This is a genomic window from Microcoleus sp. B13-B6, assembly GCF_036705405.1.
Lineage (GTDB): Bacteria > Cyanobacteriota > Cyanobacteriia > Cyanobacteriales > Microcoleaceae > Microcoleus.
Genome location: NZ_JAUBUJ010000002.1, coordinates 182,990 through 208,444, shown reverse-complemented (window position 1 = coordinate 208,444; position 25,455 = coordinate 182,990). Strand labels below are relative to the sequence as shown.

Annotated in this window: 24 protein-coding genes; 7 read left to right on the top strand and 17 right to left on the bottom strand. The window is 46.1% G+C overall.

The window, feature by feature from the left end; genetic code table 11:
* Window positions 1-64: 64 nt before the first annotated feature.
* The 6 genes from QUB35_RS02010 to QUB35_RS01985 all read right to left on the bottom strand — a co-directional run bounded on the left by QUB35_RS02010 (window position 65) and on the right by QUB35_RS01985 (window position 6,772).
* The gene (locus tag QUB35_RS02010; RefSeq protein ID WP_333138868.1) at window positions 65-2,059 is read right to left on the bottom strand and encodes a bifunctional serine/threonine-protein kinase/formylglycine-generating enzyme family protein; all 1,995 of its coding nucleotides are present in this window, start codon (window positions 2,057-2,059) and stop codon (window positions 65-67) included.
* Between the two features lie 1,146 nt (window positions 2,060-3,205).
* Window positions 3,206-3,358: a hypothetical protein gene (locus QUB35_RS02005; protein WP_333138866.1), complete on the bottom strand. Its 153-nt coding sequence runs from the start codon at window positions 3,356-3,358 to the stop codon at window positions 3,206-3,208.
* Window positions 3,358-4,767, bottom strand: a complete 1,410-nt coding sequence (locus QUB35_RS02000) for a hypothetical protein (RefSeq protein WP_333138864.1) — start codon at window positions 4,765-4,767, stop codon at window positions 3,358-3,360. Before QUB35_RS02000 ends, QUB35_RS02005 begins: the two co-directional genes overlap by 1 nt.
* 236 nt (window positions 4,768-5,003) lie before the next feature.
* Window positions 5,004-5,393: a hypothetical protein gene (locus QUB35_RS01995; protein WP_333138862.1), complete on the bottom strand. Its 390-nt coding sequence runs from the start codon at window positions 5,391-5,393 to the stop codon at window positions 5,004-5,006.
* 506 nt (window positions 5,394-5,899) lie between these two features.
* Complete coding sequence (locus QUB35_RS01990; protein WP_333138860.1) at window positions 5,900-6,334, bottom strand: MAPEG family protein; 435 nt, start codon at window positions 6,332-6,334, stop codon at window positions 5,900-5,902.
* 9 nt (window positions 6,335-6,343) lie between these two features.
* Window positions 6,344-6,772, bottom strand: coding sequence for a DUF6220 domain-containing protein (locus QUB35_RS01985; RefSeq protein ID WP_333138857.1), 429 nt, complete (start codon window positions 6,770-6,772; stop codon window positions 6,344-6,346).
* 171 nt (window positions 6,773-6,943) lie between these two features.
* Here QUB35_RS01985 and QUB35_RS01980 point away from each other — a divergent pair, with 171 nt between their 5' ends.
* Complete coding sequence (locus tag QUB35_RS01980) at window positions 6,944-7,681, top strand: LuxR C-terminal-related transcriptional regulator (protein ID WP_333138855.1); 738 nt, start codon at window positions 6,944-6,946, stop codon at window positions 7,679-7,681.
* A 134-nt stretch (window positions 7,682-7,815) separates the two neighbouring features.
* Here QUB35_RS01980 and QUB35_RS01975 read toward each other — a convergent pair whose 3' ends face one another.
* The 11 genes from QUB35_RS01975 to QUB35_RS01925 form a co-directional block, all read right to left on the bottom strand.
* Window positions 7,816-8,004: a hypothetical protein gene (locus QUB35_RS01975; RefSeq protein ID WP_333138854.1), complete on the bottom strand. Its 189-nt coding sequence runs from the start codon at window positions 8,002-8,004 to the stop codon at window positions 7,816-7,818.
* A gap of 265 nt (window positions 8,005-8,269) precedes the next feature.
* The gene (locus QUB35_RS01970; RefSeq protein WP_333138852.1) at window positions 8,270-8,542 is read right to left on the bottom strand and encodes a hypothetical protein; all 273 of its coding nucleotides are present in this window, start codon (window positions 8,540-8,542) and stop codon (window positions 8,270-8,272) included.
* Window positions 8,543-8,674: 132 nt separating this feature from the next.
* Window positions 8,675-8,977, bottom strand: coding sequence for a type II toxin-antitoxin system VapC family toxin (locus QUB35_RS01965; protein WP_333138886.1), 303 nt, complete (start codon window positions 8,975-8,977; stop codon window positions 8,675-8,677).
* 15 nt (window positions 8,978-8,992) lie between these two features.
* On the bottom strand, window positions 8,993-9,220 hold the full coding sequence (locus tag QUB35_RS01960) for a type II toxin-antitoxin system Phd/YefM family antitoxin (RefSeq protein ID WP_333138850.1): 228 nt from the start codon (window positions 9,218-9,220) through the stop codon (window positions 8,993-8,995).
* Between the two features lie 101 nt (window positions 9,221-9,321).
* The gene (locus QUB35_RS01955) at window positions 9,322-9,594 is read right to left on the bottom strand and encodes a ParE family toxin-like protein (RefSeq protein WP_333138848.1); all 273 of its coding nucleotides are present in this window, start codon (window positions 9,592-9,594) and stop codon (window positions 9,322-9,324) included.
* Complete coding sequence (locus tag QUB35_RS01950) at window positions 9,591-9,809, bottom strand: hypothetical protein (protein ID WP_333138846.1); 219 nt, start codon at window positions 9,807-9,809, stop codon at window positions 9,591-9,593. Before QUB35_RS01950 ends, QUB35_RS01955 begins: the two co-directional genes overlap by 4 nt.
* Before the next feature lie 84 nt (window positions 9,810-9,893).
* A complete protein-coding gene (locus QUB35_RS01945) occupies window positions 9,894-10,484 on the bottom strand; it encodes a DUF6000 family protein (protein ID WP_333138844.1) in 591 nt (196 codons plus the stop codon).
* 280 nt (window positions 10,485-10,764) lie between these two features.
* The gene (locus QUB35_RS01940; RefSeq protein ID WP_445252023.1) at window positions 10,765-12,351 is read right to left on the bottom strand and encodes an NAD(P)H-quinone oxidoreductase subunit 4; all 1,587 of its coding nucleotides are present in this window, start codon (window positions 12,349-12,351) and stop codon (window positions 10,765-10,767) included.
* Between the two features lie 523 nt (window positions 12,352-12,874).
* Window positions 12,875-14,920, bottom strand: a complete 2,046-nt coding sequence (locus tag QUB35_RS01935) for an NAD(P)H-quinone oxidoreductase subunit 5 (protein WP_333138842.1) — start codon at window positions 14,918-14,920, stop codon at window positions 12,875-12,877.
* 361 nt (window positions 14,921-15,281) lie between these two features.
* A complete protein-coding gene (locus QUB35_RS01930; protein ID WP_333138840.1) occupies window positions 15,282-15,659 on the bottom strand; it encodes a thioredoxin family protein in 378 nt (125 codons plus the stop codon).
* A gap of 44 nt (window positions 15,660-15,703) precedes the next feature.
* Window positions 15,704-16,417: an NnrU family protein gene (locus QUB35_RS01925; protein WP_333138838.1), complete on the bottom strand. Its 714-nt coding sequence runs from the start codon at window positions 16,415-16,417 to the stop codon at window positions 15,704-15,706.
* A gap of 229 nt (window positions 16,418-16,646) precedes the next feature.
* Between QUB35_RS01925 and QUB35_RS01920 the strand changes: the two genes are divergently transcribed.
* The 6 genes from QUB35_RS01920 to QUB35_RS01895 all read left to right on the top strand — a co-directional run bounded on the left by QUB35_RS01920 (window position 16,647) and on the right by QUB35_RS01895 (window position 25,328).
* Window positions 16,647-17,651 (top strand): LysR family transcriptional regulator, encoded by a 1,005-nt coding sequence (locus QUB35_RS01920; protein ID WP_333054398.1) that lies wholly within the window; start codon window positions 16,647-16,649, stop codon window positions 17,649-17,651.
* 132 nt (window positions 17,652-17,783) lie between these two features.
* Window positions 17,784-19,244, top strand: a complete 1,461-nt coding sequence (locus QUB35_RS01915; RefSeq protein ID WP_333138836.1) for a serine/threonine-protein kinase — start codon at window positions 17,784-17,786, stop codon at window positions 19,242-19,244.
* Window positions 19,245-19,273: 29 nt separating this feature from the next.
* Window positions 19,274-21,001 carry an asparagine synthase-related protein gene (locus QUB35_RS01910; RefSeq protein ID WP_333138834.1) on the top strand — a complete coding sequence of 576 codons (1,728 nt, stop codon included), beginning with the start codon at window positions 19,274-19,276 and terminating at the stop codon, window positions 20,999-21,001.
* A gap of 520 nt (window positions 21,002-21,521) precedes the next feature.
* Entirely contained in the window at window positions 21,522-21,707 is a 186-nt protein-coding gene (locus QUB35_RS01905) for a LysM domain-containing protein (RefSeq protein WP_333138832.1), read from the top strand.
* 164 nt (window positions 21,708-21,871) lie between these two features.
* On the top strand, window positions 21,872-22,528 hold the full coding sequence (locus QUB35_RS01900; protein ID WP_333138830.1) for a CAP domain-containing protein: 657 nt from the start codon (window positions 21,872-21,874) through the stop codon (window positions 22,526-22,528).
* Between the two features lie 184 nt (window positions 22,529-22,712).
* The gene (locus QUB35_RS01895; protein WP_333138828.1) at window positions 22,713-25,328 is read left to right on the top strand and encodes a glycoside hydrolase family 18 protein; all 2,616 of its coding nucleotides are present in this window, start codon (window positions 22,713-22,715) and stop codon (window positions 25,326-25,328) included.
* The last annotated feature ends 127 nt before the right edge of the window (window positions 25,329-25,455 follow it).

Below are 25,455 nucleotides of genomic sequence, written 5' to 3'. Positions count from 1 at the left end.
TTTGATTGATAGGGAAACCGCAGAGGCATTTCAAGATAGGAGAATGAATGCCTACAATTGGAGTCTAAACAACAGAAACAACCACTCGAAAACCCACAATACTAGCCTTACAATCCGCCTGATATCTGAGGCGACACGCGCTGCGACAATTCGGAGGATGATCGTTCCAAGAACCCCCCCGCAACAACCTCAGCGAAGAGTCCCCGTCAGACTCCCAAACGCTACCATCAGCAGGCGCACCGTTATAATTATTGTGCCAAGAATCCGCGCACCATTCCCAAACATTTCCGTGGAAATCGTACAACCCGAAAGCATTAGGTTGAAAACTGCCAACATCTGTCGTTTGAAAGCGATAAACTCCCTTGGGCGCGTCAGCGTAATTAGAATTTCCGTTGTAATTGGCTAACTCGCTGGTAATCGTTTCCCCAAAGTGAAACGGCCCCGTAGTTTGCCCCCGGCAAGCATATTCCCATTGGGCTTCGCTAGGCAAGCGATAATTCTTACCAGTTTTGCGAGAAAGTCGATCGCAAAACTCCACAGCCTCGTACCAAGATACATTTTCTACAGGTCGATTTGCACCTTTAAAACGGGCAGCATCGGGATTGAGAAATATTTTAATTTCCGGCAGCGCCGCCACTGCTGTCCACTGGGTCTGAGTGACTGGAAATTTGCTAATATAGAAAGAGCCTAAAGTTACTGGGTGCTGCGGTTTTTCGTCGCTGTCACCCCGATCTTTTGGAGAACCCATGAGGAAAGTACCGCCACGCACAGATACCATTTCCAGCAGTGCACTGCTACCAAGAGGTTCTTCAAAAAAACGCGCTTTGCCGCTGTTAACATTAATTTGCTTCCCGCGCTTGTCTACTGTCACCACCTGAAATTCAAAAGTGCTTTTGACAGCAGCAATTCTCTGCGATGCCTTGTTCAATGGCGGAGTGGTGTTGGATTTTTTCCTCGGATTGACAGAGATATTGCTGTTGATTTGCCCGCTTTGATTGAGCGGGCTATTGATTGCAAGTTGTCCTCCCTTTGTCCGAAAAGAATTTAGAGCAAGTTGTCCTCCATTGGCACAATGGGGTTGGGGAGGTAAAGAATAGAGATTTAAAGCTTTGATTACTTCATCAGCAGATTGATATCTATTTTTGAGATAATCTTGAATTAGTTTGTCTAAAACATTTGCCAACTCGCTGCTGATTTTTGTGCCGACAGGCAACCGTTCTCTCCAAATCCAGCCGCCATTTATCGGGTCATAAAGGTCATCGGAACCGTCAATTTTTGGCAAACATTGAGTTAGCAGTCTCAGGCAAGTTATTCCCAAACTGTACAAATCGCTGCCGGGGAAAACTTGACCGCGCATTTGTTCTACCGGCGAATATCCGGGCGTTCCTACCGTCGTGCCTACTTTGCTCATCAGGGAGCCCGTCACTTGTTTGGAAATGCCGAAATCTATCAAAACTAACTCTCCCCGCCCTCCCCTTCGGAAAGCTGAATTCCGAAAATTTCCCGCCTTTGGCAGGAAGGAGTTAACAGAGGTGCGGCGCCGCATGATATTCTCAAGTTTGATGTCTCGGTGAATGACCTGGCGATCGTGCACAAATTTTAAAATCGGCAGTACATCTGCCAGCAACTGCCAAATTTTTTCTTCGCTAAAAGCACCCTGCTGAGTTAATTCTGCTAGTAAAGTTTGCCCCTCAATCAACTCTTGTACTAAATAAAGTCGCTTGTCTTGTTCAAAATAAGCAATTAATCGAGGAATTTGGGGATGTTCACCGAGTTCGTAAAGTCGTTTCGCTTCTTCTTTAAACAATTGTGAGGCTTTTTCAAGTGCTGAGGTTCCTTGAAATTGGGGTACAAACTGCTTAATTACGCAGGGATCGTCCATGCGATCCGTATCTACCGCTTCGTAAGTTCTGCCAAATCCCCCTTCGCCCAACAGTCGAATCACGCGGTAGCGGTTTCTGAAGAGAGGCGTGAGGTCGGACTGGCCGCAACTTTGACAAAATTTAGAGTTGTCGGGATTGAAAGGATGAGAACACGTCGGATTAGAACAGTAGAACATATCTGGGAAGAAATGATCCGGTTAAGGTTATGATATATCTTTTTGGCGCTCTTATGGAATACTAACAATTAATAATTGGTTATTGACAATTGACGGTAGGGAGGGCATTACCGGCCGCTTGTGTAGCCCCAAGGGAGAAAGTAGAACGCAGAATTTAAAACGCTAATTAATCCAAATAAAGCAATTTGAGGGCAAAAAATTCCAGCGCGATCGACCGATTTTAGCAACCCGCTTACCGCCGATATTCGTCTGGGGATCTTGGTAATTTCTTTACAGAGGCCAGTATAGTACAACTCGGCGATCGCCCAACCAACAAGCGATCGCACTCAAAGAACTATCCGACTAGAAACTAAGAAAGCGATTTCAATAAGCAATTCCCTCGCTTCATCGGGGTGTAAGAGTTCTACAAGCTCGATCGTCTTTAAAGGCGATCGGGGGAATTTCAACCTAAAATGTCATATTTCTGCTGCTTTCACCAATTTTGTAGTTCCGCTAAATAACTTTATTTTTGAATATTTTGACTAATAAAATAACTAATAAAAACAGACCACAGCATGATACTGACACTATTGTTTCGGTGATATTTGGTGAGATAAATATGATAAATCCCTGATCTTTAATCAAGGCAGAGAAACTTGAAACACAAAATGGCATGAAATATAACCTGAATGCCTGCCAATGATCTCTTTTGCCTTTACTAGAAGAAACACTTAGCATCAGACCCGTACCGATTACAGCACTTATACCAATTGAATTGAGCCATATCTTAACCGAAGGATCAAAATGAAAACAAACTACTATAACATACCAAATGAGATAGCACCAGAGAATAGCTTTATCTAATTTGATTTCGTAAAGATATTGAATCAACCCTTTCATAGCACTAGAAATGATTTTATTTTTTCATTTTTATTAATAAATACAACCAGGAAAATTTAATAATTATTAGGGAGGGATAGCCAAAGACCATTATAGCTAGATCAAGCGGTTATTTTTAGCTTAAAATCATGTTGCTTAAAGATGTTGCAGAGTGCTTTGCCAGCAACATATTTCATAGAGATAACTCAATTAACTGTTTCTCCGGCGCAAGTTCATTTTTTTGACTGGCGACTTCAAACCAACCCTGAACAGAATCTTTCAGCATCTCTAACAATCGGTTTTTAACTTTTTGATGTAGGTGGAAATATCGGGATCTGAGGCGCTTTTTACCGAGGCTTCGCCAACGGTTGCCAGCGCGAACGTGCTGCTGAGAACGGCAACGGTGAGGAAGGTCGCAAACTGTCGTTGGGGATGTACCATCATCGCTTTGGTCGGGTAGAGACTCGGTTTTTGAGCTGCGGCGGTGTCTTGTCGCTATAGGTAAATGGTAGCCCTCTGTGGTTCTTTAATCTCTCAATTAACCATTTGGGTTTTTCGCTAAACGATATCGACATCGTACCATCTGGAGCAACGCGATACAGCCATTTTGCCCCCGGACAAATAGACGACTTCATATCGGGAACCGATGCCGGCCATTTTCCGGTTTTGGCTGCTAGTGCTTTGACTTGCAGAATTTTCTGAGTCAATTCCAAATCCAGCATAGATTTAGCTGCTTTACTGGTTTGACTAGGAAAAATTGTAGATGTCCTACCTATATAATTCCACCACGCGAAGTCCTTTGCCTGGGCTGAATCAGAAGCGCAAAAATTGTGCTGGCGAGATGCTGCAAGCGATCGTTTATAGGCGTGATAAGTATCGATCGCACACAAGCGAACATAAGGTTTGATTACTGGCTTGAACCACACCAGGACATGAGATAAAGTCCAGTCTAAAATTTTGTCTTCTAAAGTTGGGGGATAGTTCGTTTCCGTCTGAAATAGTGAAAGTATTCCCAGACCACTAAGAGGGTCTGATGCTTCTAGTATTGAAGACCACGAGTATTTCCAAGCGAAGTCTTGCGAAAATTTGAACTTAGACAAATATTCTCCCTGCAAGGATGTCAATATCGATTCGCGGTAATCGCGTTCCAGCAAGCGCTGCTGCCACTGGGTCGGAAGGCGATCGGCTTTCCGCATCACCCCTGCTGGATATTTAGCCACAATCAAACCCACCAGTTGAGGGAGTAGGAGGGGGTTTTCTGTTAAAGGCTGGTTGATTTTCCAGGAGACTTCCAGCATTTCTGCTGCTGCTTCCGTCTGACCTTTACGGTATTTTTCTAGAATGTCTAGGGCTAAAACTCGTTGGGAATTAACCTGCCATAAATAAGGGGGTAGGCTAACCGTCATATCTCCTTCCAGAATCCAGGTAATATCTGTTCCCCAGTGCGGCACTTCATTATTTAAAACTTGCTGGCGAAGTTCTGCTAAAGCCGTTTGTTGGGAGGCGAGATAGCGCTGTAATTTCTCTGAAGGTGGATTTATGGTATCGTTTGGTTTGGCAATCTCAGCGTCTAGGTACTGATTTAATTCTTGAAAGAAACTTCCCCAGCCTACATTGAACCCCACTTTAGCGAAGGACGGCCTCAGCTTCAACGCCGCATCATTCGGCTCTGTTTTGGGAAACCGTTGGGCAAATGCTGCTAAATCCTGCTCGATTTCTTTTTCATGCACAGAAGCCATATAGTTGCCACCCACAATCCAGGCTGCCAGCAGTCCCGCCAACCCAACAGCCGAACCACCCAGAAATTTGAGCCACTTTTTCCGTCTGAACGATGGGTTTTGAATGTCCATAAACTCCTTTTTCGCGCGATCACACCTGAAGATAATTGCCAGAATCAATTTAAACTAAACCATTTTCTTCTACATCTGCCGATTCTTGATACTTTTAAAAGTTAAATATTGTTAAGACGAATTGGAGCGATCGGCGAGATTCATTTGGCGATCGCGCCCAGGTAATTTTGAAATATTCGGTATGGCGATCGAGTGTGGGAAACTACAATTCATCACATCAAATGAATAATTACATATTACTTTGGAGTTTGGGGCAACAATTGATTTAGTGCGCCACACAAGTATCCCTTCACCGTGTCCTTACTTGCACCCACCCCACTCGGAAGGGTAAAGATCATCTCAACATTTAATAGATTGCCGTCCATTGAGGCAAATACATCAATTGGCAAAGCACGCTGAAATGCTGTGGCGGGATTTTCGGCTTTCATTACACCTAAGTTCATATCCGTGCTGAGAGTCTTGATGCCCTCGCGCGCCAAAATTGGTCGTAATTGGGAAAATGCTCTCTCTATCGATAACCCCTCAACCTGAACACGTGCAGAAAAGGCGGCACCATTCAAAAAGTCCCCCTTTTTTTGAAAGCTTTCCTCGCAGGTTGTGGCAACAGCGGGGGTGGCTAAACACATGAGACCTAGACTCAAGACAAGCGATCGCATATTAACTGATTTATAAGAATGAAACAATCATCAAGATCATGATGAACCATCAGAGGATTGTTTGGCAAGTGATGCAAAGGTCTTTGATGGTTTTTAGGATGAGTTGCAGTCCGGTTAGTAAGCTGCTACGCATCTAAATTGAATACAGAGACAGGCTCTCCTGCCCGTCCCACAATAATTGTAGAAAAATTGACTGTCAAATTAGATGCACAACAGCTTATTCGATTTTATTCTAGTAAGTATAGAAACTAGAAGAATTAAGGGTAAAGACTAAAAGCGCGATCGCACCGAATGGAAGGGCGATCGCTCTACTGGTAATTTTAAAGTATTGGGTATTGCGATCGCGACCTAACGACTCGGTTCAGTTGCAGACCGCGCCGCAAGACCCGGAACACACACGCAGAAACAGGGTGGGCTTTCCGCTGCACGCTCATTGTTCGGCAACTGTTGATAACTTCTAGCTCATTTGAACGAGGTTAATTGATTGTGCCAAAGTGAATAAGTGCGGCGCGGATCGCGATGAACCACACCGCGAGTGTGGCAAATAGGTAAAGGTAGAACCGAAGTATGATGAGATTGAATGTGCAATGGACAGCACTATGCAATGTGCGAAACACAACGAATACCCACGCGGCGTTCACATACACTGTATCCACCTGCTTTGTGATGAACAGATATAGGACAAGCGCATAGAAAATTACCGGAATCTCGAACAGGTTTTTTAGGTTATCCGATGGATTGGATACGCTTGGTGGCGAAATTTGTGCCAGTGCGCCCGGTACAGCAAAATCCTTTTGACCGAGCTTTCTACTTGTGATAAAACTGATACGGCGGATGTACATATACACCCAGACTATGAGTGTTAGAAACACTGTGGCAAAGAAGGGAGTGAAGATTGCATCTTGCGTCATTTATACCTCTCAAATTTGATTATTTTGATAGTTGCTGGACGATAAAGTAGACGATATGCGATGTACAAGGCTGGAAGAAACATAGAGTAACGTAAATCCAATGAGAGGATGCAGTATCTCTAGGTGAAGAGGACTTTTGAGATGAATGCTGGAAAATTGTAGTCCAAGCAGGATTGGCAAACTGGCGGCGAGATGTCGTATTCTGCGTGAGAATGGGGCGAGAAACGACCATCCCAGTAATACTAATGACAGCCCACTGTACCCTCGCACTAGCCAAACATGAATATTCCACCATGCAGGATTATTGAAGTAGGCAACTCCAACCGTTAATAACTGAGCAATCAAGCAGACATTAAAGATGATTGAAGTCACATAAAAGCTGATGAGTATCCCACGTGTGGGAGTGCGATCGGGCTCGATTTCCAAACTGGTTGTCATGTCAAGTTGCTTTTGAGATTACAAGGGTAATATAATTCGAGTATTGCAATGCTTCTAGACCTCGATCGGGTACTCTTTTTCACAATCAAGCAATTTGGTTACAAGCCCCCGGATTCATCCGTGGGGTCAATTCTAAAATCTAAAATCTAAAATCTAAAATCGGTTGACACCATGACCATGAAAAGTCCCTTGCAGCTTTTATTTGAAGCGCTCGACCAGGTAAAGGACGAACAAGATTTGCGATCGCAAGTCGTGCCCAAAATCGGTGAGTATTTTGCAGCTAAACGATCGGGAATCTTTTTCTTCGATCAACGGTCGTTGGTAGATAGTAATCTTCAGAAAATACTGAAAGTTGGGCTATCGATCGAACACAATCCTGTTGTGCGTTATTTAGCGGAACGTCATGCTCCTGTCCATGAAGCATTAGTGACATCATCACCCAAGGTTTGGACAATAATTTGTCCCCGCCCCGATCATTGGCACGTGATGGCGGGGCCGATCGTCAGTCGTGGTCAATTAATGGGTGTAGTGGGTTGTACGCGCGATCGCTCAATGCCCGCTTTCGATACAGAAAATCTAGCGGATTTGAGTGCGATCTGTTTGCATTTGTCTGTTTGGGCTGCAACAGTACGCGCGGCGAAGCTATCCCGTAGGGAATCGCAACACCAACCTTTCAAGACCTCACGCCTAACGCCTCGTGAATTGCAAATTGCGGAATTGGTTGCTTTGGGGCGAACCAACGCAGCAATCGGGAGGGAACTTTGGATTACTGAGAATTCAGTGAAGCAAGCTTTGAAGCGAATGTTCCGTAAGCTTGAGGTGTCGTCTCGTGCAGAAATGGTTGCACAGCTTTCAGCGACAAAATATAATTTGCCAACTGTAAAAATGTCTCCATCCAACTTGATGTAGAACACTCACCAATAAACTTAACGCTAGAAACACCGAGAGCGATCCTCTTCGAGGGCTTCGCTAACGTACTTAATTGAAGGGCGATCGACCGCAGTAGTTTTGAAGTATTGAGTAGGGCGATCGAGCGTTGGAAACTACAACTCATCAATCGTCACTAATCCCCCCTCAGTGAACTGAATCACAAGTTCTTGCTCGTCGAGCAAAGCAGTTCCAATCAGAGGTCTTCGCCCTGTAGCAAATACACGAACTTCTCGTTCTTCCCCGTCCCAAAGGATGATTGCTTCGTGAACTGCTACTAGGACTTCACTGTTAAGTAACCACACAAAATTAATTACATAAAGACTCCTTGCTAGGCAAGGGTTTCAGTAGAAATATTGTGTAATTAATTCTGCACACCTACTTATCTGCTAAGTTTACAGGCATATCGTACAGGAACGGCAACCCCAGTAAGGTAACTGCCTCCGGTGGCAAACATAGGTAGTCAGTGAAGCCCGTATCTATGACAAACTCGATCGGGAAAGTAGAGCCGCTTGGGAGGAGAAACGTCAACAAGGGCGATCGCGTGCCGATCGGTCACAATACCAGAAATCACTTGTTGACACGCTCCATTACACCACCCAACGAAGCAGCCACATTGTAACCAATACGAATGCCAAAAAGTCGAGCATACGGATGCTTTGCCATCAGACTACGTGCGGCTTTTAGCCCAGTTTTATCAATTTCGTAGTCACCTGTTTCAATATCAATGATGACCATCTTGCCAATATTCTCTTCTAATTCAATTTTTTTGCGGATGGTGCTCTCATACAAATGTTTCGCACGACGAGCGACTTCTTCACGACTCAAAAGGATTGTTTGCATACATTCCCTCTTTTTTATAATTCTTACTCTTGTTATGGATATGATAGCTCACTTACACTGCTACATAACGCTGACCGAGTAAGCACGAATTGCCCCATCTACTGTCGCAATAGTCAGACCATTCTCTAAAGCTTAACAGATAAGCCTTCTGTCAAATGGATCGCGATGTAATGGTGGCAGTTTAGCCAGTTGAGCTACGCTACTTTCATCAAGAGAAAGACTGACAATTTGATGAAGATCGCGCTGCTTGGATAAATATGTTTCGGGATGCTCCGGCAGAGGTAACTTACCCAACTGGTACTTGACAATTGCTTCCCCGACTGAAACTGCACTCAAATAGACCTCATTATCTGGATCGCGAATTGCATCTCGAACATCTGTTGATAACTGGGCGTCGCCACTGATGAACCATAAAAAGATGTGCGTATCTAGCAGAATCTTGATTTACCTTCAAATGCACGCTCGGATATCTTCCGGCAAAGGATTATTGAAATCATCTGGAACGGTAAACTCGCCTGCACACAAACCGAATGGTCGTAATTGCTTGCTGCTAGAAATAGGTCTGAGTTCGGCGATCGGCTTATCTGCTTGCAGGATAACAAAAGTTGCACCTGCTTCCACTTGACGCAGATACTTTGAAGGATCGCGCTGAATTTCGTCAACTGTCACGTTCAACATAAAAATTCCTCAGTATAAAGCTCAAAAGCAGTTTCATGGTCTTTTTCAACAACCGCAGTGAACGTTCTGATAAAGTTAAACTAAAGTAGATGAAATAACCATTATAACTGCTGAGATAGCAACCTGTCGTACTCTGCGTGTGAACCAACCCAAAACCAAATCACAGTATCTCCATCCAACTGACCAACGGCTCGATAGTTGTTGCTGATTCGAGCAGAGTAGATTGGTAACTCTGGATGCACTTTTTTGAAACGCAGACTGGGATAATTTGGGTTTTCCTTGAACTGGCGATATGCCTCGCGTGCTTGCTCTTGAACTTGTTTTGGCAGATTAGCAAAAGATTTACGGAATTCGGCTGTAGTACGAGACTTCACAATGTTTCTGGATCGAGTTTTTGGGTTTTACCTGCGTGATACTCAGCCATTGCGGAGGCGGCAAGTTTAGCAAGAACATCGGGAGAACTCGCAAAGGCTCGATCCCATCTTAGATCGTCTTGAAGTTCTTCCAAAATCATTGAGGCGATCGCATCTTGCTCACTTGCAGACAAGGTTTTCAACTTAGCGATCGCACGCTCCAGTAACTCAGTCATGGCTAGCACTCTCTTAGAATGAAAATGGCATATTATTTATTATCACTTATTCTAGGCAAATCGATATCTAGGAAGCCGAGCTATCTACGTCGCAAATTCTGGGAAATACTTGTCTACAAAGTCCATAACCTTTTGAAAGTGGAGAATTCCTTCCTCTGGCCTTAGTGTCCCATACTCGTGGTCTAGATATCTAAGTTTCCAATTATCGGAGTTTTTTAGATAAACCTGTGCATAATCTTTTCCATGCCTGCGATCTAACCAGCGTAAGGCTCCAATAGCCCATTCTTGGTCGTATTGTCGCTCACCAACGGGTAAGTATGTGTCGAGATACGATCGCAAAACTCTTACCGACTCAGCATCATCAAAACGAGCTAATGCAAAACAATGAAATTGTCCTGCATAACAAGTTTGACTTGGAATCAGCAAACTTTCAATTTTCTTGAGATGTTGTGGAAAGCGCCCAATTCCACAAAGCCAACTTGCACTAATTGTATGCCTCCAACAACGGTTATACATCTGGATAAGTTCTTTGTCAGTTACTTCATATAAAGCAACTCTTGTCGAGTCCACAAACGCATCTACATATTCTTTGTCAATCCGTCGTAAAAAGTTACCGTGTAAAACGTTGAGATAAAGTGGCTGGACATAATGCTTTAAAATATTATATTCTGTCATTCTCTTTGAGTATCAAATTGTTAAGACGGAACATCTCAAATATAACATCATCGCAAATTGACGCCAACCTCTAAGGCGTTGCTGATTCACGGTATGAATCAACTTTTCGCTTGAAGTTACAAAACTCACCATACTGGGCTTATAGCAATTGGGAAATCTTGAATTCATACCTGTATTAAGCAACGCCTAATAGACAAGCTCCAGCCCCAAAAAAATATAAAACCCCCAAACCCGATTTTAAAATCGGGTTTGGGGGTTTTATTCCTAAATCTCGTTCAAATCACAACTTGCTCGGCTCGATCGCCGGAGCACGCAGAGACACAGTTTTATCCGCAGCAGCCTTAGCCACAAGCGACGGCACAGAATCGCGCAATTTTGCAGTCAACTGAACAGTAGTTGCATCGTAAACCTGAGTCAGCATCTTCGGATACAAACCGATACCAATAATCGGCACTAACAGAGCCGCAATAATAAACACTTCTCGCGGTTCCGCATCCACCAATTCCTCGTGATCGGACAATTCCTTATTTTCAGGCCCGTAGAAGATTTCACGCAGCATTGACAGGAGATAAATCGGAGTCAAAATCACCCCGACAGCAGCTAGAAATACCACGCAAACCTTAAATACTGGATTGTAAGCATCGCTCGTTGCAAAACCTACAAACACCATTAATTCTGCTACAAAACCGCTCATTCCCGGCAAAGCCAAAGAAGCCATAGAACAAGCAGTCCACATCGCAAAAACCTTACGCATTTTCTGTCCTACACCGCCCATTTCGTCGAGCATGAGCGTGTGAGTGCGATCGTAAGTGCAACCCACCATAAAGAACAAACTCGCCCCGATTAAACCGTGGGAAACCATTTGCAGCATTGCACCGCTAACACCCAAATCGGTAAACGAAGCTATCCCGATTAACACAAACCCCATATGCGAAATCGAAGAATAAGCAATTTTACGCTTCAAATTGCGTTGAGCAAAAGAAGTTAATGCCGCGTAAACAATGTTAACCACACCCAAAATTACCAAGATGGGCGCGAAGGTAGCGTGAGCATCGGGGAGCATTCCCGCATTCATCCGCAGCAAAGCGTAGCCGCCCATTTTTAGCAGAATTCCTGCTAGCAACATGTGGGCGGGTGCGGTTGCTTCGCCGTGAGCGTCAGGGAGCCAAGTGTGCAGCGGAAAAATTGGCAGTTTGACGCCGTAAGCTATTAAGAAACCTGTATACAGTATCAATTCTACATTGGGGGCGTAATCTTTAGCTGCGATCGCCCGCATATCGAAAGTCACCGTATCGCCGTAAAACGCCATCGTCAGCCCGCCAAGCAAAATAAACAGCGAACCGCCTGCGGTGTACAGGATAAACTTCGTTGCTGCGTAGAGGCGCTTCTTGCCGCCCCAGATGGACAAAATCAGGTAAATCGGGACTAATTCCAGTTCCCAAACCAGGAAAAACAGCAACATATCCTGCACGGCAAAAACTGCGATTTGGCCGCCGTACATTGTCAGCATCAAAAAGTAAAAAAGCTTCGGTTTAAATGTGACCGGCCAAGCTGCTAAAGTAGCCAGCGTAGTAATAAAACCAGTCAGCAAAATCAGCGGCATCGACAAACCGTCAGCACCCACCGACCAATTCAAATCGAGTTGCTGCACCCAAGTATAACTTTCTACCAGTTGCAAATCTGGATTGCTGAAGTCGTACTGAGTGTAAAAAGCGTAAACAAGTAGGGCAAAATCGATCAAACCCACAATTAGGGCATACCACCGCACCGTCTTGCCATCCTTATCGGGAATTAAAGGAATCAGCAAGGACGCAGCAATGGGAAACAGAATTGTTGTTGTTAACCAGGGAAAGTTAGCTGTATCCATTGCGTTTTAAAATGATCCATCAGTTATTAGGTTTAAACACATTTTGCCAATTTTGGCCTAAATTTTATACTTTCTTTAGACGGAACATTTTTTTTTGCTATTATTTGGACAAATTATGCGATCGCAACAGTGAATTTTAATGAAAGATTTATTTCTATTGGCTAATTGTCAATGGTGAGTTATTGAGATAATACCCGTTCTTAAAATATCTTCTGGTGGGAAATGGCATTGCCCAAGGCGTGTCAACTTAAGCCGATCATTTGCAAGTCCGCGAGTCCGCCAGGGGTTTCAACCCCTGGCTAATAGCGAAAGTCCTCTCAAGAGGACTAATAGATATCTCCCAAAAAGCCAGTATTGAACAGGCTTTCCGGCCTGTTCCACAATAAGAGGTTTAAGGAGTTCTTCAGTCCTCATAGCGAGGACTTTAGCTTTGAGACAGGGAATTCATTCCCTGTCGGACTGTCGGACTATCGGTTTTACCTGTTTGTTGACACCATTTGGACAATGCCGTGTCCCTACCGATTTAACTAACTCCAGAAACGATCGCAAAACCCAGAACTGCGACAAACACAATCAGGGCATAAAACTGAGCGCGACCGCTCTCAAAGTATTTCAAACCTTCGCCGGTAATCAGCGTGACCAAACCGGTCAGGTTGACGACACCATCGACGACTCGCAAATCAACTTCCATGACTTGCCGCGCTAAACGGCGGCTGCCTTTGACAAAGAGAAAATCGTTGATATCGTCGAGATACCACTTGTTGAGGGAGAACTCGTAAAGCGGTTTGATTTTTTGGGCGATCGCACTTGCGTCAATTTTACGGCTCAAATACATCAGAGAAGCCAAAGTAATGCCCAACAAAGCAATACCTACAGAGCTTCCGCCCATAATCAAAAATTCCGTCAAATTGAACTCAGCAGCGTGTTCCAAAACTTCTTCGAGAGATTCCCCTGGAGCGCGAACAAACTGCTCGAAATAATTGGCAAACGGCGTACCGAGAAAACCGATAAACACAGAAGGTACTGCCAGCAACACTAACGGCAGAGCCATTGTCAAAGGAGATTCGTGAGGCAAATGGTCGTGCTCATCGTGACTGTCGCCAGTCGATGCCAATTCCTTAACGTTCATCGCTCCCGGGCCAAAAACAAGACCGGGTTGCAGGAGTTGCTGCTTGATGGCGCTGTCATTGCCCCGGAATTCGCCCTCAAAGGTGCTGAAATACATTCGGAACATATAAAACGCGGTCATCCCGGCCGTCAGCCAGCTAACAGCCCACAGAGCGGGATTTGCTGCGAAGGCGCTGGCGAGGATTTCGTCTTTTGACCAAAAACCAGCAAACGGCGGAATTCCGCAGATTGCCAAATTTCCGATTAAAAAGCAAGAAGCGGTAATCGGCATATATTTCCGCAAGCCGCCCATAACTCGCATATCTTGAGCGAGTGCAGGGTTGTGGCCTACAACTGCTTCCATACCGTGAATCACTGAACCTGAACACAGGAACAGCATTGCTTTGAAATAAGCGTGAGTCATCAAGTGGAAAAGTCCGGCACTGTAAGCGCCGACGCCCATTGCCATCACCATGTAACCGAGTTGGGAGATGGTGGAGTAGGCGAGGCCTTTTTTGATGTCATTTTGGGTAATCGCGATCGAAGCACCCATAAATGCCGTAAAACAGCCGGTACAGGCGATCAAATTCATGACTGCCGGCAGCCCTTCAAACACCGGGTACATCCGAGCGATCAGGAATACGCCGGCGGCTACCATTGTCGCGGCGTGGATTAAGGCCGAAATCGGTGTCGGGCCTTCCATTGCGTCTGGTAGCCAGACGTGGAGGGGGAATTGAGCGGATTTGGCTGCTGGGCCCAAAAATATCAGGACGCCGAAGATTGTCGCCAGAGTCGCGCTGAGGGCGCCGGATTCGACTAAGGAGTGCAGGCGTTCGCCCATCACCTCAAATTCAAAGCTGCCGGTGGCCCAGTAAATGCCGAGGATGCCCAGCAGTAGGCCGAAGTCGCCGACGCGGTTGGTGACAAAAGCTTTTTGGCAAGCGTCAGCAGCGGGTTTGCGATCGTACCAAAATCCGACTAGCAGGTACGAACACATACCTACCAGTTCCCAAAAAATGTAAATCTGAACGATGTTCGGGCTGACTACGAGACCCAACATCGACGCGCTGAAGATGCTCAGGTAGGCGTAAAAGCGCACGTACCCATCATCGTGAGCCATGTAGCCGTCGGTGTAAATCATCACCAAAAAGGCGACCGTAGTGACGATCGCCAGCATCACCGCCGTCAGGGGGTCAATGATATAGCCCATATTCAGCGAGAAGTCGCCAGCAGAAGCCCACTGAATACTGCGGGTGTAGGGTGCGTGGCCCTGTAGTTGACTCCACAGCAATGCGAAGGAGAGTACCATTGACCCTCCGAGTGTGGAGACGATTAATATCGCATTCGCTTGTCGGAGTTTGTTGGTTGCCTGGTTAAAGGTGATTAAGCCTAGACCTACTAGCATTGCGCCTGCCAGTGGCAGGACTGGGATCAGCCAAGCGTATTGATAAAGCAGTTCCATGACTGATAGGTAGTTTAAAGTTTCTACTAGATAGTGCCACAATTCTTTACAAATTGTGGCACACGCCTGCGCGACTAGGCCAAAATACTCGATCCAATTCTCTAAGTATTGCTATAGCCGAGTGCCATCGCGAGCAAGACGATCGCACTACTTTTTTCATCGCAAGCGAGACGATCGCAATAAACGCCGAAAATTATTCAGGTGCAAACTAAAACTCTACGACAAATCTCACAGTTCTGTACCTTCAAGACGGGGACATTTATTTTGCTGTGGGATAGTTGATGGAAAAATGGGGAAAGCCTTCTGCTTCCGACATAAAAGCCGAAGACCTTCTCAACAAGAGCCGAATGCCTTGGAACCGTTACCTGTTGGCTACTTCCTGAAGTTGCAGCCGTTGAGATGGGGAAACTACGTGAGCCGCCAGCATCCAGGAATCCAGAGTCCGCCGCAGTTCCTCGCGTCCTTGGTAGTCTTCAAATCTAAATCGAACTTTATCGCCCTCAAACAAAATCAGCGTGGGCAGACTTGTCAGCCGATAAGTGTGGGCCAACTTGAAACATTGATCGGCATTCACCCCTACGAGCTTGACTTTTCCTGCCCACTGTGCCTCAAAACTCTTAAGCGTGGGGTCGATCGCGCGGCACAAACCGCACCAGGGGGCGGAAAAGTGAACTAAAACGGGGGTAGAGGCTTGAAACACCTCTTGTGCAAAAGTGCGTTCGCTAACCGACAACACCATGAGCCCTCAAAATTTAATAATTTTTTTCTATCCTAGGGATCATGCTACCAGTATATGTTCCTAGTGACACGCATCAAAAAAGGATGAATTTGCCACAGCAGGCCCGTAAAAATGACTACACCTAGATAGGAAGGGCGAAGAAACTCAAGCAAATCAAGGGTTTGACGCTTTTGTAGGATTGCCAAAAAAGGCATGATTGAGGTTCGAGATTTGATGGTTTCAAAGGATTCTCCAAAACGAGCCTGAAGCCGCCTGTCGCCGTGCCACACTCCGAACAGGTGGTGAAGTACCAAACCGATGGAAGTGACGAGGGTAAAGCTAGTGCCAATCCACAGGGTGTGGGCCACGCACCAAATCACTTGTCCCACCATTTGCGGGTGACGGGTGATGCGAATGATGCCAGTTTCGTAGAGGTGAACTTGGGGCTTTTGGACGGCGGCAATTTCTAGGAGGTTGAAAGTTGCTGGGTACAGAAACAGAAAGGAAATTGCCGAAAGTATCCAAACTGCGGGTTTAACTCCGGGGACGCCCTGTACTTGCCAAAGCTGTACGCCGTCGTAGCGGTGGTTGAAAAAGTAGACAATCAGAATGACGGCTAGCGGCAAACTGACAAGGGCAAACAAAACGCGGTAAAGTCTCGGCCCGATCAGCTTTTCACCTTTGGGCCGGAGGGCTGCTAAACCGCTGTGGGCGATCGCAAAAACCAGTAACAAGCCCAGAATAACTAAGTGGGAGTCGAGCGCCAAGTCGATCGTCATTGCAAATATTAAGAAAAGTTATTGATTCTCGGCCAAATTGTGTCACAAAGTATCTATGGGAGCATTCAGCGGTTATCAGTCAGTTAACTGTTCACTGTTCGCTGTTGACTGTTCGCTGTTCGCTGTTGACTGTTCGCTGTTGACTGTTCGCTGTTTGCTGTTCGCTGCCTACAGTCAACCGTCAACCGTCAACTGACAACTGACAACTGACAACTGACAATTTAGATATATGTCTGACCTTCCTTTCACTTTAGACCAGTTACGCATTCTCAAGGCGATCGCCTCTGAAGGAAGCTTCAAACGCGCCGCGGACAGCCTCTATGTATCCCAGCCAGCAGTTAGCTTGCAGGTGCAAAACTTAGAGAGACAATTGGACGTGCCACTGTTTGACCGGGGGGGGCGGCGGGCGCAACTAACCGAAGCCGGACACCTGCTGCTGAGTTACGGCGAGAAAATTTTATCGCTTTGCCAGGAAACTTGTCGAGCTCTGGAAGACTTGCAAAATCTCCAAGGTGGTACTTTGATCGTCGGCGCTTCTCAAACAACGGGAACCTATTTGCTGCCCCGGATGATTGGGATGTTTCGCCAAAAGTACCCGGATGTAGCAGTACAGCTTCACGTTCACTCGACCCGCCGCACGGCGTGGAGTGTGGCCAACGGGCAAATCGATTTGGCAATTGTTGGCGGAGAAATTCCTACCGAACTTGTAGAAGCTTTAGAAATTGTTCCTTACGCTGAGGACGAACTGGCTCTGATTCTTCCTCCATCTCACCCGATGGTACAACAAGAAACTATCCAAAAAGAAGACCTTTACAAATTGCAGTTTATATCCCTCGATTCGCAGTCTACGATCCGCAAAGTAATCGATCAGGTACTGACTCGCTGCGGCATTGACACGCGCCGCTTGAAAATAGAGATGGAACTAAATTCGATCGAAGCCATTAAAAATGCCGTTCAGTCGGGGCTGGGAGCTGCATTTGTCTCGGTTTCGGCGATCGAAAAAGAGTTGCTCATGGGCGTCTTGCACAAATCTCAAATGGACGAAGTTTTGGTAACTCGGATTTTGTCGCTGATTTACAACCCGAACCGCTACCGTTCTAAAGCAGCAGAGGCTTTCAGCAATGAAATTTTGCCTCAGTTTGCTACTTATTCGACCATCCTGGAGAAGAAAGAACCCCCGGCGCTCGATTTGGGATTCATAGAAATAGGAACTCCCAACTCGGCGGGAAGTTAATCTCTTAGGTCGCTGGCAGTTAGCAGTTCGCGGTTAGTTGAGAAATCGAAATCTGGTTTAACCATCACTTTTTCTTCGTTCTTCCCTTTTCCTTCTTTCCTCTTCCTTCTTCCCTCTTCTTAGCAAACAAAAATGGAAGTTTACTGCACCCGCCCGGGCTGCCCGCGCCCTCAAAACTCTTTTCCCGACCTCGATGACAGTTCGCGGCTGAAAACGGTGCAGCAAAAGTTTTGCACCGCTTGCGGGATGCCCATGATTTTGAGGGGCCGCTATTTGCCCGTGAGGTTGTTGGGTCAAGGCGGTTTTGGGGCGGCGTTTTTGGCCAGAGACCGGGATACTCCGGCGATGCGGCAGTGCGTTGCTAAACTTTTGCAGCCGTCGGTAAGTCTGACTCCGCCCCAGCTAAAAATCGCTCAAACTCTGTTTGAACGGGAAGCGGCGGTGCTGGAAGAACTGGGAAACGAACATTCGCAAATTCCGAGTTTGCTGGCGTTTTTTGAGCTGACTGTTACGAGTTTGCAGCCGGGAAAAAACGATCAGTTTTTCTATCTGGTTCAAGAATTTATTGACGGTAAAAATTTGGAGGATGAACTAGCTGTTAAAGGCCGATTTTCGGAGGCGGAAACGGTGGAGGTGCTGCGGGAAATTTTGAAGGTTCTCGATTTTGTACACTCTCGCGGTTCGATTCACCGGGATATTAAACCTGCTAATATTATGCGGGGTAAAAACGGTCGGCTTTATTTATTAGATTTTGGGGCGGTTAAACAAGTAACACAAAGTGTTGGAAGTGTAAAAGCTTCGACTGGTATTTATTCTTTGGGTTATGCTCCGCCAGAACAGATGAGCGGGCAAGAAGTTTATCCGGCAACGGATTTGTATGCTTTGGCTGTGACTTGTATTACTTTGCTGAGTGGTTTGCAACCGACGGAGCTTTTTGATAGTTACAGAAATGAGTGGAATTGGCAGTCGCGGGTGCAGGTAAGTTCGGGTTTGGCTCATGTTCTCGATCGAATGTTATTATCAGCTCCCAGCCAGCGGTTTCAATCTGCCAGTGAGGTGGAAGCGGCTCTGATGTCTCGGCCTCAACAGCCTAACATCGTCGTGCAGCCGCCGACCCTACGGACTCCGACTCCCCTACCGACTCAGCAGCTACCACCGACTCAGCAGCCTCCTGTACGGGTTCCTGCAACACCTCCCGGAGGGCTGCAACCTTCGCAGAGAGCGACTTTTTCGATTTGGGAGGTTTTGTCGGGGGCGGCGTTTACGGGTTTTGAGGCGGGGGTGCTGGCGATCGCCCTGACGAGTTTGCTGCCCTCTCCGGGCTTGAGTATCGGATTGTTGGGGATGATTGTGGCGGGTTTGATTTACGGCCAGTATCGCAGGGCGATCGAACAAACTGAGATGTTGATTATTGGCGCTGGTACTGTGGCTTTGCTGTGGTTTTTCCCGGTTTTACAGACGGCTGCAGGTGCGATTTATCCGAATTCTCCGATCACTGGCGTGTTGTTTGTGGGATGGTTGGGTGCTTTGGGTGCGATCGCTGGCACAGCTATTTTTAGATTGATTTATAAGTTACTTTCTAATATTTTTTAAGCTAATAGTCACCTGTAGAAAAGCCTGTTTTGAACAGGAAAGATGCCTGTTCCACAATAATTATGGGAGATGTTTTATTTAAAATGCAGACTCAGAAGTCTATCTACCCGAATTGGGTCATTGCTTGGGGCCCAGAAGTCCGATCGCACCCTGCAACTTGGGCAACTTCCGGTTTTGCCATAATCGGAGCTCAACCCACCTTCAGCCCCAATCAGCGATTTGTGCTGGTAGGTGACTGCTGCTTCGATCGCACCCCAATGCTCAAACAACAGATTGATACCGAGGGATTGACCGATTTGGCGATCGTCGCGCGGCTATGGGAACAGTACGGTACTAAAACACTGAGCTTGCTCTCAGGACAATTTGCCCTTGCTGTGTGGGATCGAGACGAGCAAACCTTGTGTCTGGGGCGCGATCGCGTGGGAGCAAAAACCCTCTATTACACCCGTACAGGAACGACTCGCTGGATTGCGCCTCGACTGCGATCGCTCAATCCGTATCACGATCGAGAACTTGATTTAGTTGCTTTGCGCGACTACTTGTGCTGTGCATTTGTACCCGGAGCACAAACGCTGTGGGAAGCCGTGCGAGAGTTGCGGCCCGGTAGCTACCTGTACTTACCGGATATTGAGGCCCAGAGATACTGGCAGCCACAGGAGCAAATTACTAACGCCGATCGCCCTTTGGAATGGCATAGTCAACAAGTGCGATCGCTTTTGGAACAACTGGTGCAGGAAGCGCTACCAGCGGGCGAACCAGTCGCAGCATATCTTTCGGGTGGTATTGATTCAAGTTGCGTCGCGGCGATCGCCACAAGACTGCACGATCGCCCGGTGCACACTTTTTCGATGCACTTTGGCGCTCAATATCCCAGCGAGATTGAATTTGCCAACCTCGTTGCGGCACATTGCGGTACTGAGCACCATATTTTAGAGGTTTCGCCAAAGCAAATTTGGGAGTTGCTACCGGAAACGCTGGCGGCGATGGATGATCCGGTGGGGGAAGGCTTGACGGTTCCCAATTTGCTGTTGGGGCGATCGGCAAAGCAATTCGCAGATGTGGTACTGAATGGCGAAGGCGGCGATCCGTGCTTTGGCGGGCCGAAAAATAAGCCGATGCTGCTGAATAGTTTGTATGGTTCGATTCAGGGTAAACCAGATCCGATCGCAGCTTACTTGACTTCGTTTCAGAAATGCTATGTGGATTTGCCACGTTTGCTGAAGCCGGAGGTTTGGGAAAAGGTGAAGAATGCGCCTTCCGTCTTTGCTGAGGAATTGCAACAGACAGAAACGACGTTTTTGAATCGGTTGATGCGGCTCAATATTGAGTTTAAGGGAGCCGATTACATTTTGACCAAAGTGAATAATCTCACGGCTGCGGCGGGATTGGAAGCTCGATCGCCCCTATTCGATGCGCGGATGGTGGCACTGAGTTTGCAAATTCCGCCAGAGTACAAGCTTTCGGGCGCGCAGGAAAAAGCGGTTCTCAAGGCTGCTGTGGCGGATTTGCTACCCGATGTGATTGTCAACCGTCCGAAAAGTGGGATGGTGATGTCGATGCAGCAGTGGTTTTTGAGGGATTGGCAGCGGCAAGCGCGATCGTTGTTGCTGAATCGTCATGCGGCGATCGCGCCTTACCTCGATCAAACACTAATCCGCGAGTGGCTAAACTATCGGGGCGAAGTTTTTCCCCGCTACGGGCTGAAGTTGTGGCTGCTGGTGACGCTGGAAATTTGGTTACAAGTTAATCGCCGTTAGTTACCCCCAATTACGACACGGCGCCGTGCCTTTCGTCGTGTCAACTTGAGCAGTTGACGCCCTAATTTGTCGATCGACAATGGCATTTTCTCTATGCGGTTTTCGCTCTTGTTTATAGAACCGAATTAAACCGCAGAGGGCGCAGAGGATACAGAGAAACGGAAGAGACAGATGAATCGTTCCGATGCCAACGGATTTGATATACAGCGTATTCTAGGTGTATTTCATAAACCTGGAATACGCTGTATATAAGCTGCTACGCATTTAAATTGAATCCAGAGACGGGATCTAACTCCCGACCAATTTTGGCCGGGTTTTTTTTGTCAATCGCCCGCCCTCGCCACAAATTCTCCTAAATTCTGCCAAAGTGTCCTGAAAGAGGTGCTGTGAGGCGAAAGACTAAATTAGTAGATGCACCCGTCGCTAATTTAGGATGATTGCATTTATGTATTTGTGTAGTTAATTCTGTCTAACTACTTATCTAACACAACTACGTCAATAATCTTTCAAGGAAAAAAATATGTCCAGTAAACAAGGTCAACCCCCCTGTCAACATACTGTAGAGTCTGGAGATACATTTTCCAATCTTGCACTTGCCTACTATGGTGATGGTAGCGATGCGAACGCGAACAAAATTGCAGGTGCAAATCCTGGCGTTTCCCCTACAAGTTTGCAAATTGGTCAGAAACTTCAAATTCCTGCTTAACAGATTTGGAAAGCTTGTCAAACTAACCACTGCTAATAGCAGTTATTAAGAGTGCAGAAGGTTAGCCAATCAAACTGACCTTCTGCAACTAACACTTGCCAAGGGATTTATATTGACCCGAAGAAGCCAGAGATAACTATTTTTCAATTTTTGGAGCGTTAATTATGTCAGTCGAAATCTTTACAGATTCCAATTTCTCTGGAACTAAATCCGGTTCTCTTGAGCAGGACTCTTCCTGGATTGGAGATTTTTGGAACGACAAAATATCCTCGATTAAAGTTTACTCCGGCACTTGGGACTTTTTTGAACATTCAAAATTCCAGGGACGAAGCCTCCGACTTGGACCAGGCGAATATCCCAGCTTCAACAATGAACTTAATGATACTATCTCGTCATTTAAAAAAGTGGGAGTAGGTAATTCAACTGGTTCAGATAATGATGTTCTGAAAAGAATCCTAGACCTTACAAACAATGAGCGCGGTAAAGTGGGTTTATCTCCGCTCACACTTAATTCCCAACTGACTGCTGCTGCACAGAAACACAGCCGGAGCATGGCAATGCAGGACTTTTTTGATCACCGCCAAATGGGGGAGCGGGTCAGAGCGGAAGGTTATCATTACTCACGAGTGGCGGAAAACATTATTGCTGGCCACTCTACACCAGAAGATGCCATTAAAGGCTGGATGAATAGCTCAGGACATCGTGACAACATTCTGAATTCTACCTATCGAGAGCTTGGGGTCGGTTACTACTTTTTGGAAAACGATCAGGGTAGCGTCAACTACAAGCATTACTGGACTCAGGTGTTTGGCACACCCTAGTAACGCTCGATAGCCCAATCAATTACAAGTTGGGCAAACACCTCAAATTCCATAAACCTGAATCGCCGTAGGAATAGCTGATTTTAATTGCAGTTATTGAGGATACAGAAGGTTAGTAACTCAAACTAACCTTCTGTAATTAATACCAACCCCTGGATTTATATTTAGCGAAAGAACTTGAAAAATGGGAATTTCTACAGATTATTCAAACGTTCCTGACTGGGTAGCTAAAAGCGAAGGATACCAGACAGGAGCAATGGTCAAATACCAAGGCAATATCTTTTATGCCAACTTCGAGGCTTCAGAACCAGGGGTAGGGGATGCAGATCATAATGGTTGGCGGTTTTACGATGAGTTGTACGATCTAACACCTCACACGCCGACCGCACAAGCTAAAATCATTGCCTATATTCCTACTTGGAGAAAGAAAGAGGGATTTAACTATGCCAATGATGAGATGTATCGATACATCACCCACGGCATCGTCTCGTTTCTCATGTTTAGTGAGGTAAATCTCGGTGAGTTTGAACCAAAGTCCTTGGAGGAGGTTAAGGCAGTCCTCTCAGATGTGGTCAACACTGGACATCGAAACGGCACCAGAATCTTAATTGCACTGGGAGGTGCAGTTGATTATGGATTTCTCAATTTGATGACTTCTATAGGAAATAATCCCGATAATCCACTTCTGGATCTCGCCGTACAAAATGTAGTCAATTTTGTCAAGTCAAACAATCTCGATGGCGTAGACCTGGATTTAGAGTGCTGGTGGGGTAAGCCCGGTCAAGGAGATATGGGAGGAAGAGCAAAAGCGGATGGCCCCCACCCAGCAGGATTTGCATTAACTTCATTTGCTCAAAAATTAAAGCAAGCGATGCCTGATAAACTGGTTTCCGCAGCTATTTTTGGCACCTCATGGTATGGCAATAACTACGATCCGAAATTAGCAGACTATACTGATTGGCTTGCGATTATGACCTATGATCTGACGGGTTCGTGGAATGCGTCTCCAGTCGGACCTCAGTCAGCGCTTCTTAAAATACGCAATCAAGAGTCTTATCTGCGAGAGCAACAGGGGAAGTGGCCCGATCCCCAAAATCAAGATCAAGGCCCCGTCAATAATCCGATTCTTTCTGTGGAAGATACTCTCTGGTACTGGACGAACCCATTATTTGTGAACTGGCAAGGTAAGGGACAAAATATACCCAGAGATAAGATAGCGGGAGGAGTTCCAATCTATGGCTATGACTTTGCCTACGGGAAAGATCCTGATGACCTGAGTGGTGAAGTACCTCCAGGGTATAAATCTATTCGGTACAAAGATATCCTGGCTCAATTTCCAGATGCTCATAGGGCTGCCAATGGCAATATTAAAGTGTCGGGAAGTACACCTAGACCTCCTTTTATCTCTGCTTCAGGAAATTACCCGTATACTCACAATATCTACTTTGAAACTCCAGACACTGCTGTTAGCAAACTGAATTTCTTAAAGGATGTGGGAGCGCAGGGAGTGATTATTTGGGAACTTTCCAATGATGTTTGGGAAGAGGGTAAGAGCATCATTAAAGCCCTTTACAGAAACTCAGGTAACCCAGAAAGCAGACCGGCATTGCCTCCAAGTGGGAAGACACCTGTGCCAAGCGATATACTCACCCCGCTCATTGAACGTATCGGAAGCTACACAAACGAGTTCGCGGCTGAGATAGCACAAGGACGAGAAAAGGAAACATCTAGATTAGGCTTGCTTGTCGATCCAAGTTTGGTAGAAGCAATCACAAAATTTTTCGAGGAAGCTGGAAAAACAGAGGGCGAAGAAATCCCAAAGGACGATAAAGATAAAATAATTGGATTGTGGATTGAGATAGAGGAAACCGCAAAAAGATATGTAGATAGTCCAAACCCTCTAAGCGTCTTAACAGATCTCAAGGATAAAGTCGCCGGATTGGTCGGGCTGGTTGGGTTGATGATCGGGGGAGTGGCTGGTTGGGTATTTGTACCGCTCTTCTCAATGATTACTTTGTTCCAGACACATATTTTGCTGGAGTGGTTTGTACGGCAAAATCCTTCAGAAGGTCAAGATCTAGATCCTGACAATGATGATGGTGATGAGGAGGAACAAAAAGAATGTGAGCGTGAAGCCGATGAGGTTTCACAACAAATACAGCGAGCCATAGATGTGCTGAAAGGTGCTCTTGATAAATGGCCTACAAAGGATTTAGGGCCTGTAGAATCGGTCTTAGGTATCCCAACCCCTACTAAGCCTGACGAGCCTGATGCGCCTACACAACCACCAAAAACGCCCATTCGTTTACCCTCAAAATCAATTGTTAATTTTGCAAATGGTTTATTGGATGGAGCACTAAAGGATTCACCCGAAGGCCATAGGATTATTAGCAAAAGACAGGAAATTATCAGAGATAGTGTATCTGCACAAGTATTTACAGTATATGAAATACAAAGCCAAGAAGGCTGCAACATGGCGATGGAGGCACTGCAAGGGTTAAAGGAAGCGGAACAGTTTTTGGCATCCTTTTTCCTTGGTTCTGGCGGTTGGATACTCCGTCTTAGTAGGGGGTTGCTAGCGATCGCTGATTCAAACGAAGACTTCAATGATTTACTCGGAGACTGGACTTATCAAGTTGGCGATCGCTTATTTGTCTATGGAGTGGCTGGAGGTGGCTGGGGTCATAATGAAATGCTGTTTGTGTCCAAGCGAAATGGGCAAATCTACTACCAAGGAGATCTGTCAAAAGATTTGTTCCCGAAGTTGCAAGAATACTTCGGTATCAATCCCCTTTCATAGGTAACCTATCTGATTGAATGTACCCGTTCAGTGGGTAACTGGGGAATAAAGGTTTCGGGGGTTTCGATTCGGTGATTTAGTCCTGTTTGCTAAAGTTGCTAGACTGAATAGTGCATCAAACTCCATT

Coding starts and splice junctions, on each gene's coding strand:
- QUB35_RS02010 (WP_333138868.1), bottom strand. CDS start 2,059: ATGTTCTACTGTTCTAATCCGACGTGTTCTCATCCTTTCAATCCCGAC.
- QUB35_RS01980 (WP_333138855.1), top strand. CDS start 6,944: ATGACCATGAAAAGTCCCTTGCAGCTTTTATTTGAAGCGCTCGACCAG.
- QUB35_RS01985 (WP_333138857.1), bottom strand. CDS start 6,772: ATGACAACCAGTTTGGAAATCGAGCCCGATCGCACTCCCACACGTGGG.
- QUB35_RS01915 (WP_333138836.1), top strand. CDS start 17,784: ATGGAAGTTTACTGCACCCGCCCGGGCTGCCCGCGCCCTCAAAACTCT.
- QUB35_RS01935 (WP_333138842.1), bottom strand. CDS start 14,920: ATGGAACTGCTTTATCAATACGCTTGGCTGATCCCAGTCCTGCCACTG.
- QUB35_RS01995 (WP_333138862.1), bottom strand. CDS start 5,393: ATGTGTTTAGCCACCCCCGCTGTTGCCACAACCTGCGAGGAAAGCTTT.
- QUB35_RS01905 (WP_333138832.1), top strand. CDS start 21,522: ATGTCCAGTAAACAAGGTCAACCCCCCTGTCAACATACTGTAGAGTCT.
- QUB35_RS01950 (WP_333138846.1), bottom strand. CDS start 9,809: ATGACTGAGTTACTGGAGCGTGCGATCGCTAAGTTGAAAACCTTGTCT.
- QUB35_RS01900 (WP_333138830.1), top strand. CDS start 21,872: ATGTCAGTCGAAATCTTTACAGATTCCAATTTCTCTGGAACTAAATCC.
- QUB35_RS02005 (WP_333138866.1), bottom strand. CDS start 3,358: ATGGTACATCCCCAACGACAGTTTGCGACCTTCCTCACCGTTGCCGTT.
- QUB35_RS02000 (WP_333138864.1), bottom strand. CDS start 4,767: ATGGACATTCAAAACCCATCGTTCAGACGGAAAAAGTGGCTCAAATTT.
- QUB35_RS01990 (WP_333138860.1), bottom strand. CDS start 6,334: ATGACGCAAGATGCAATCTTCACTCCCTTCTTTGCCACAGTGTTTCTA.
- QUB35_RS01960 (WP_333138850.1), bottom strand. CDS start 9,220: ATGTTGAACGTGACAGTTGACGAAATTCAGCGCGATCCTTCAAAGTAT.
- QUB35_RS01925 (WP_333138838.1), bottom strand. CDS start 16,417: ATGACGATCGACTTGGCGCTCGACTCCCACTTAGTTATTCTGGGCTTG.
- QUB35_RS01895 (WP_333138828.1), top strand. CDS start 22,713: ATGGGAATTTCTACAGATTATTCAAACGTTCCTGACTGGGTAGCTAAA.
- QUB35_RS01945 (WP_333138844.1), bottom strand. CDS start 10,484: ATGACAGAATATAATATTTTAAAGCATTATGTCCAGCCACTTTATCTC.
- QUB35_RS01940 (WP_445252023.1), bottom strand. CDS start 12,351: ATGGATACAGCTAACTTTCCCTGGTTAACAACAACAATTCTGTTTCCC.
- QUB35_RS01930 (WP_333138840.1), bottom strand. CDS start 15,659: ATGGTGTTGTCGGTTAGCGAACGCACTTTTGCACAAGAGGTGTTTCAA.
- QUB35_RS01970 (WP_333138852.1), bottom strand. CDS start 8,542: ATGCAAACAATCCTTTTGAGTCGTGAAGAAGTCGCTCGTCGTGCGAAA.
- QUB35_RS01920 (WP_333054398.1), top strand. CDS start 16,647: ATGTCTGACCTTCCTTTCACTTTAGACCAGTTACGCATTCTCAAGGCG.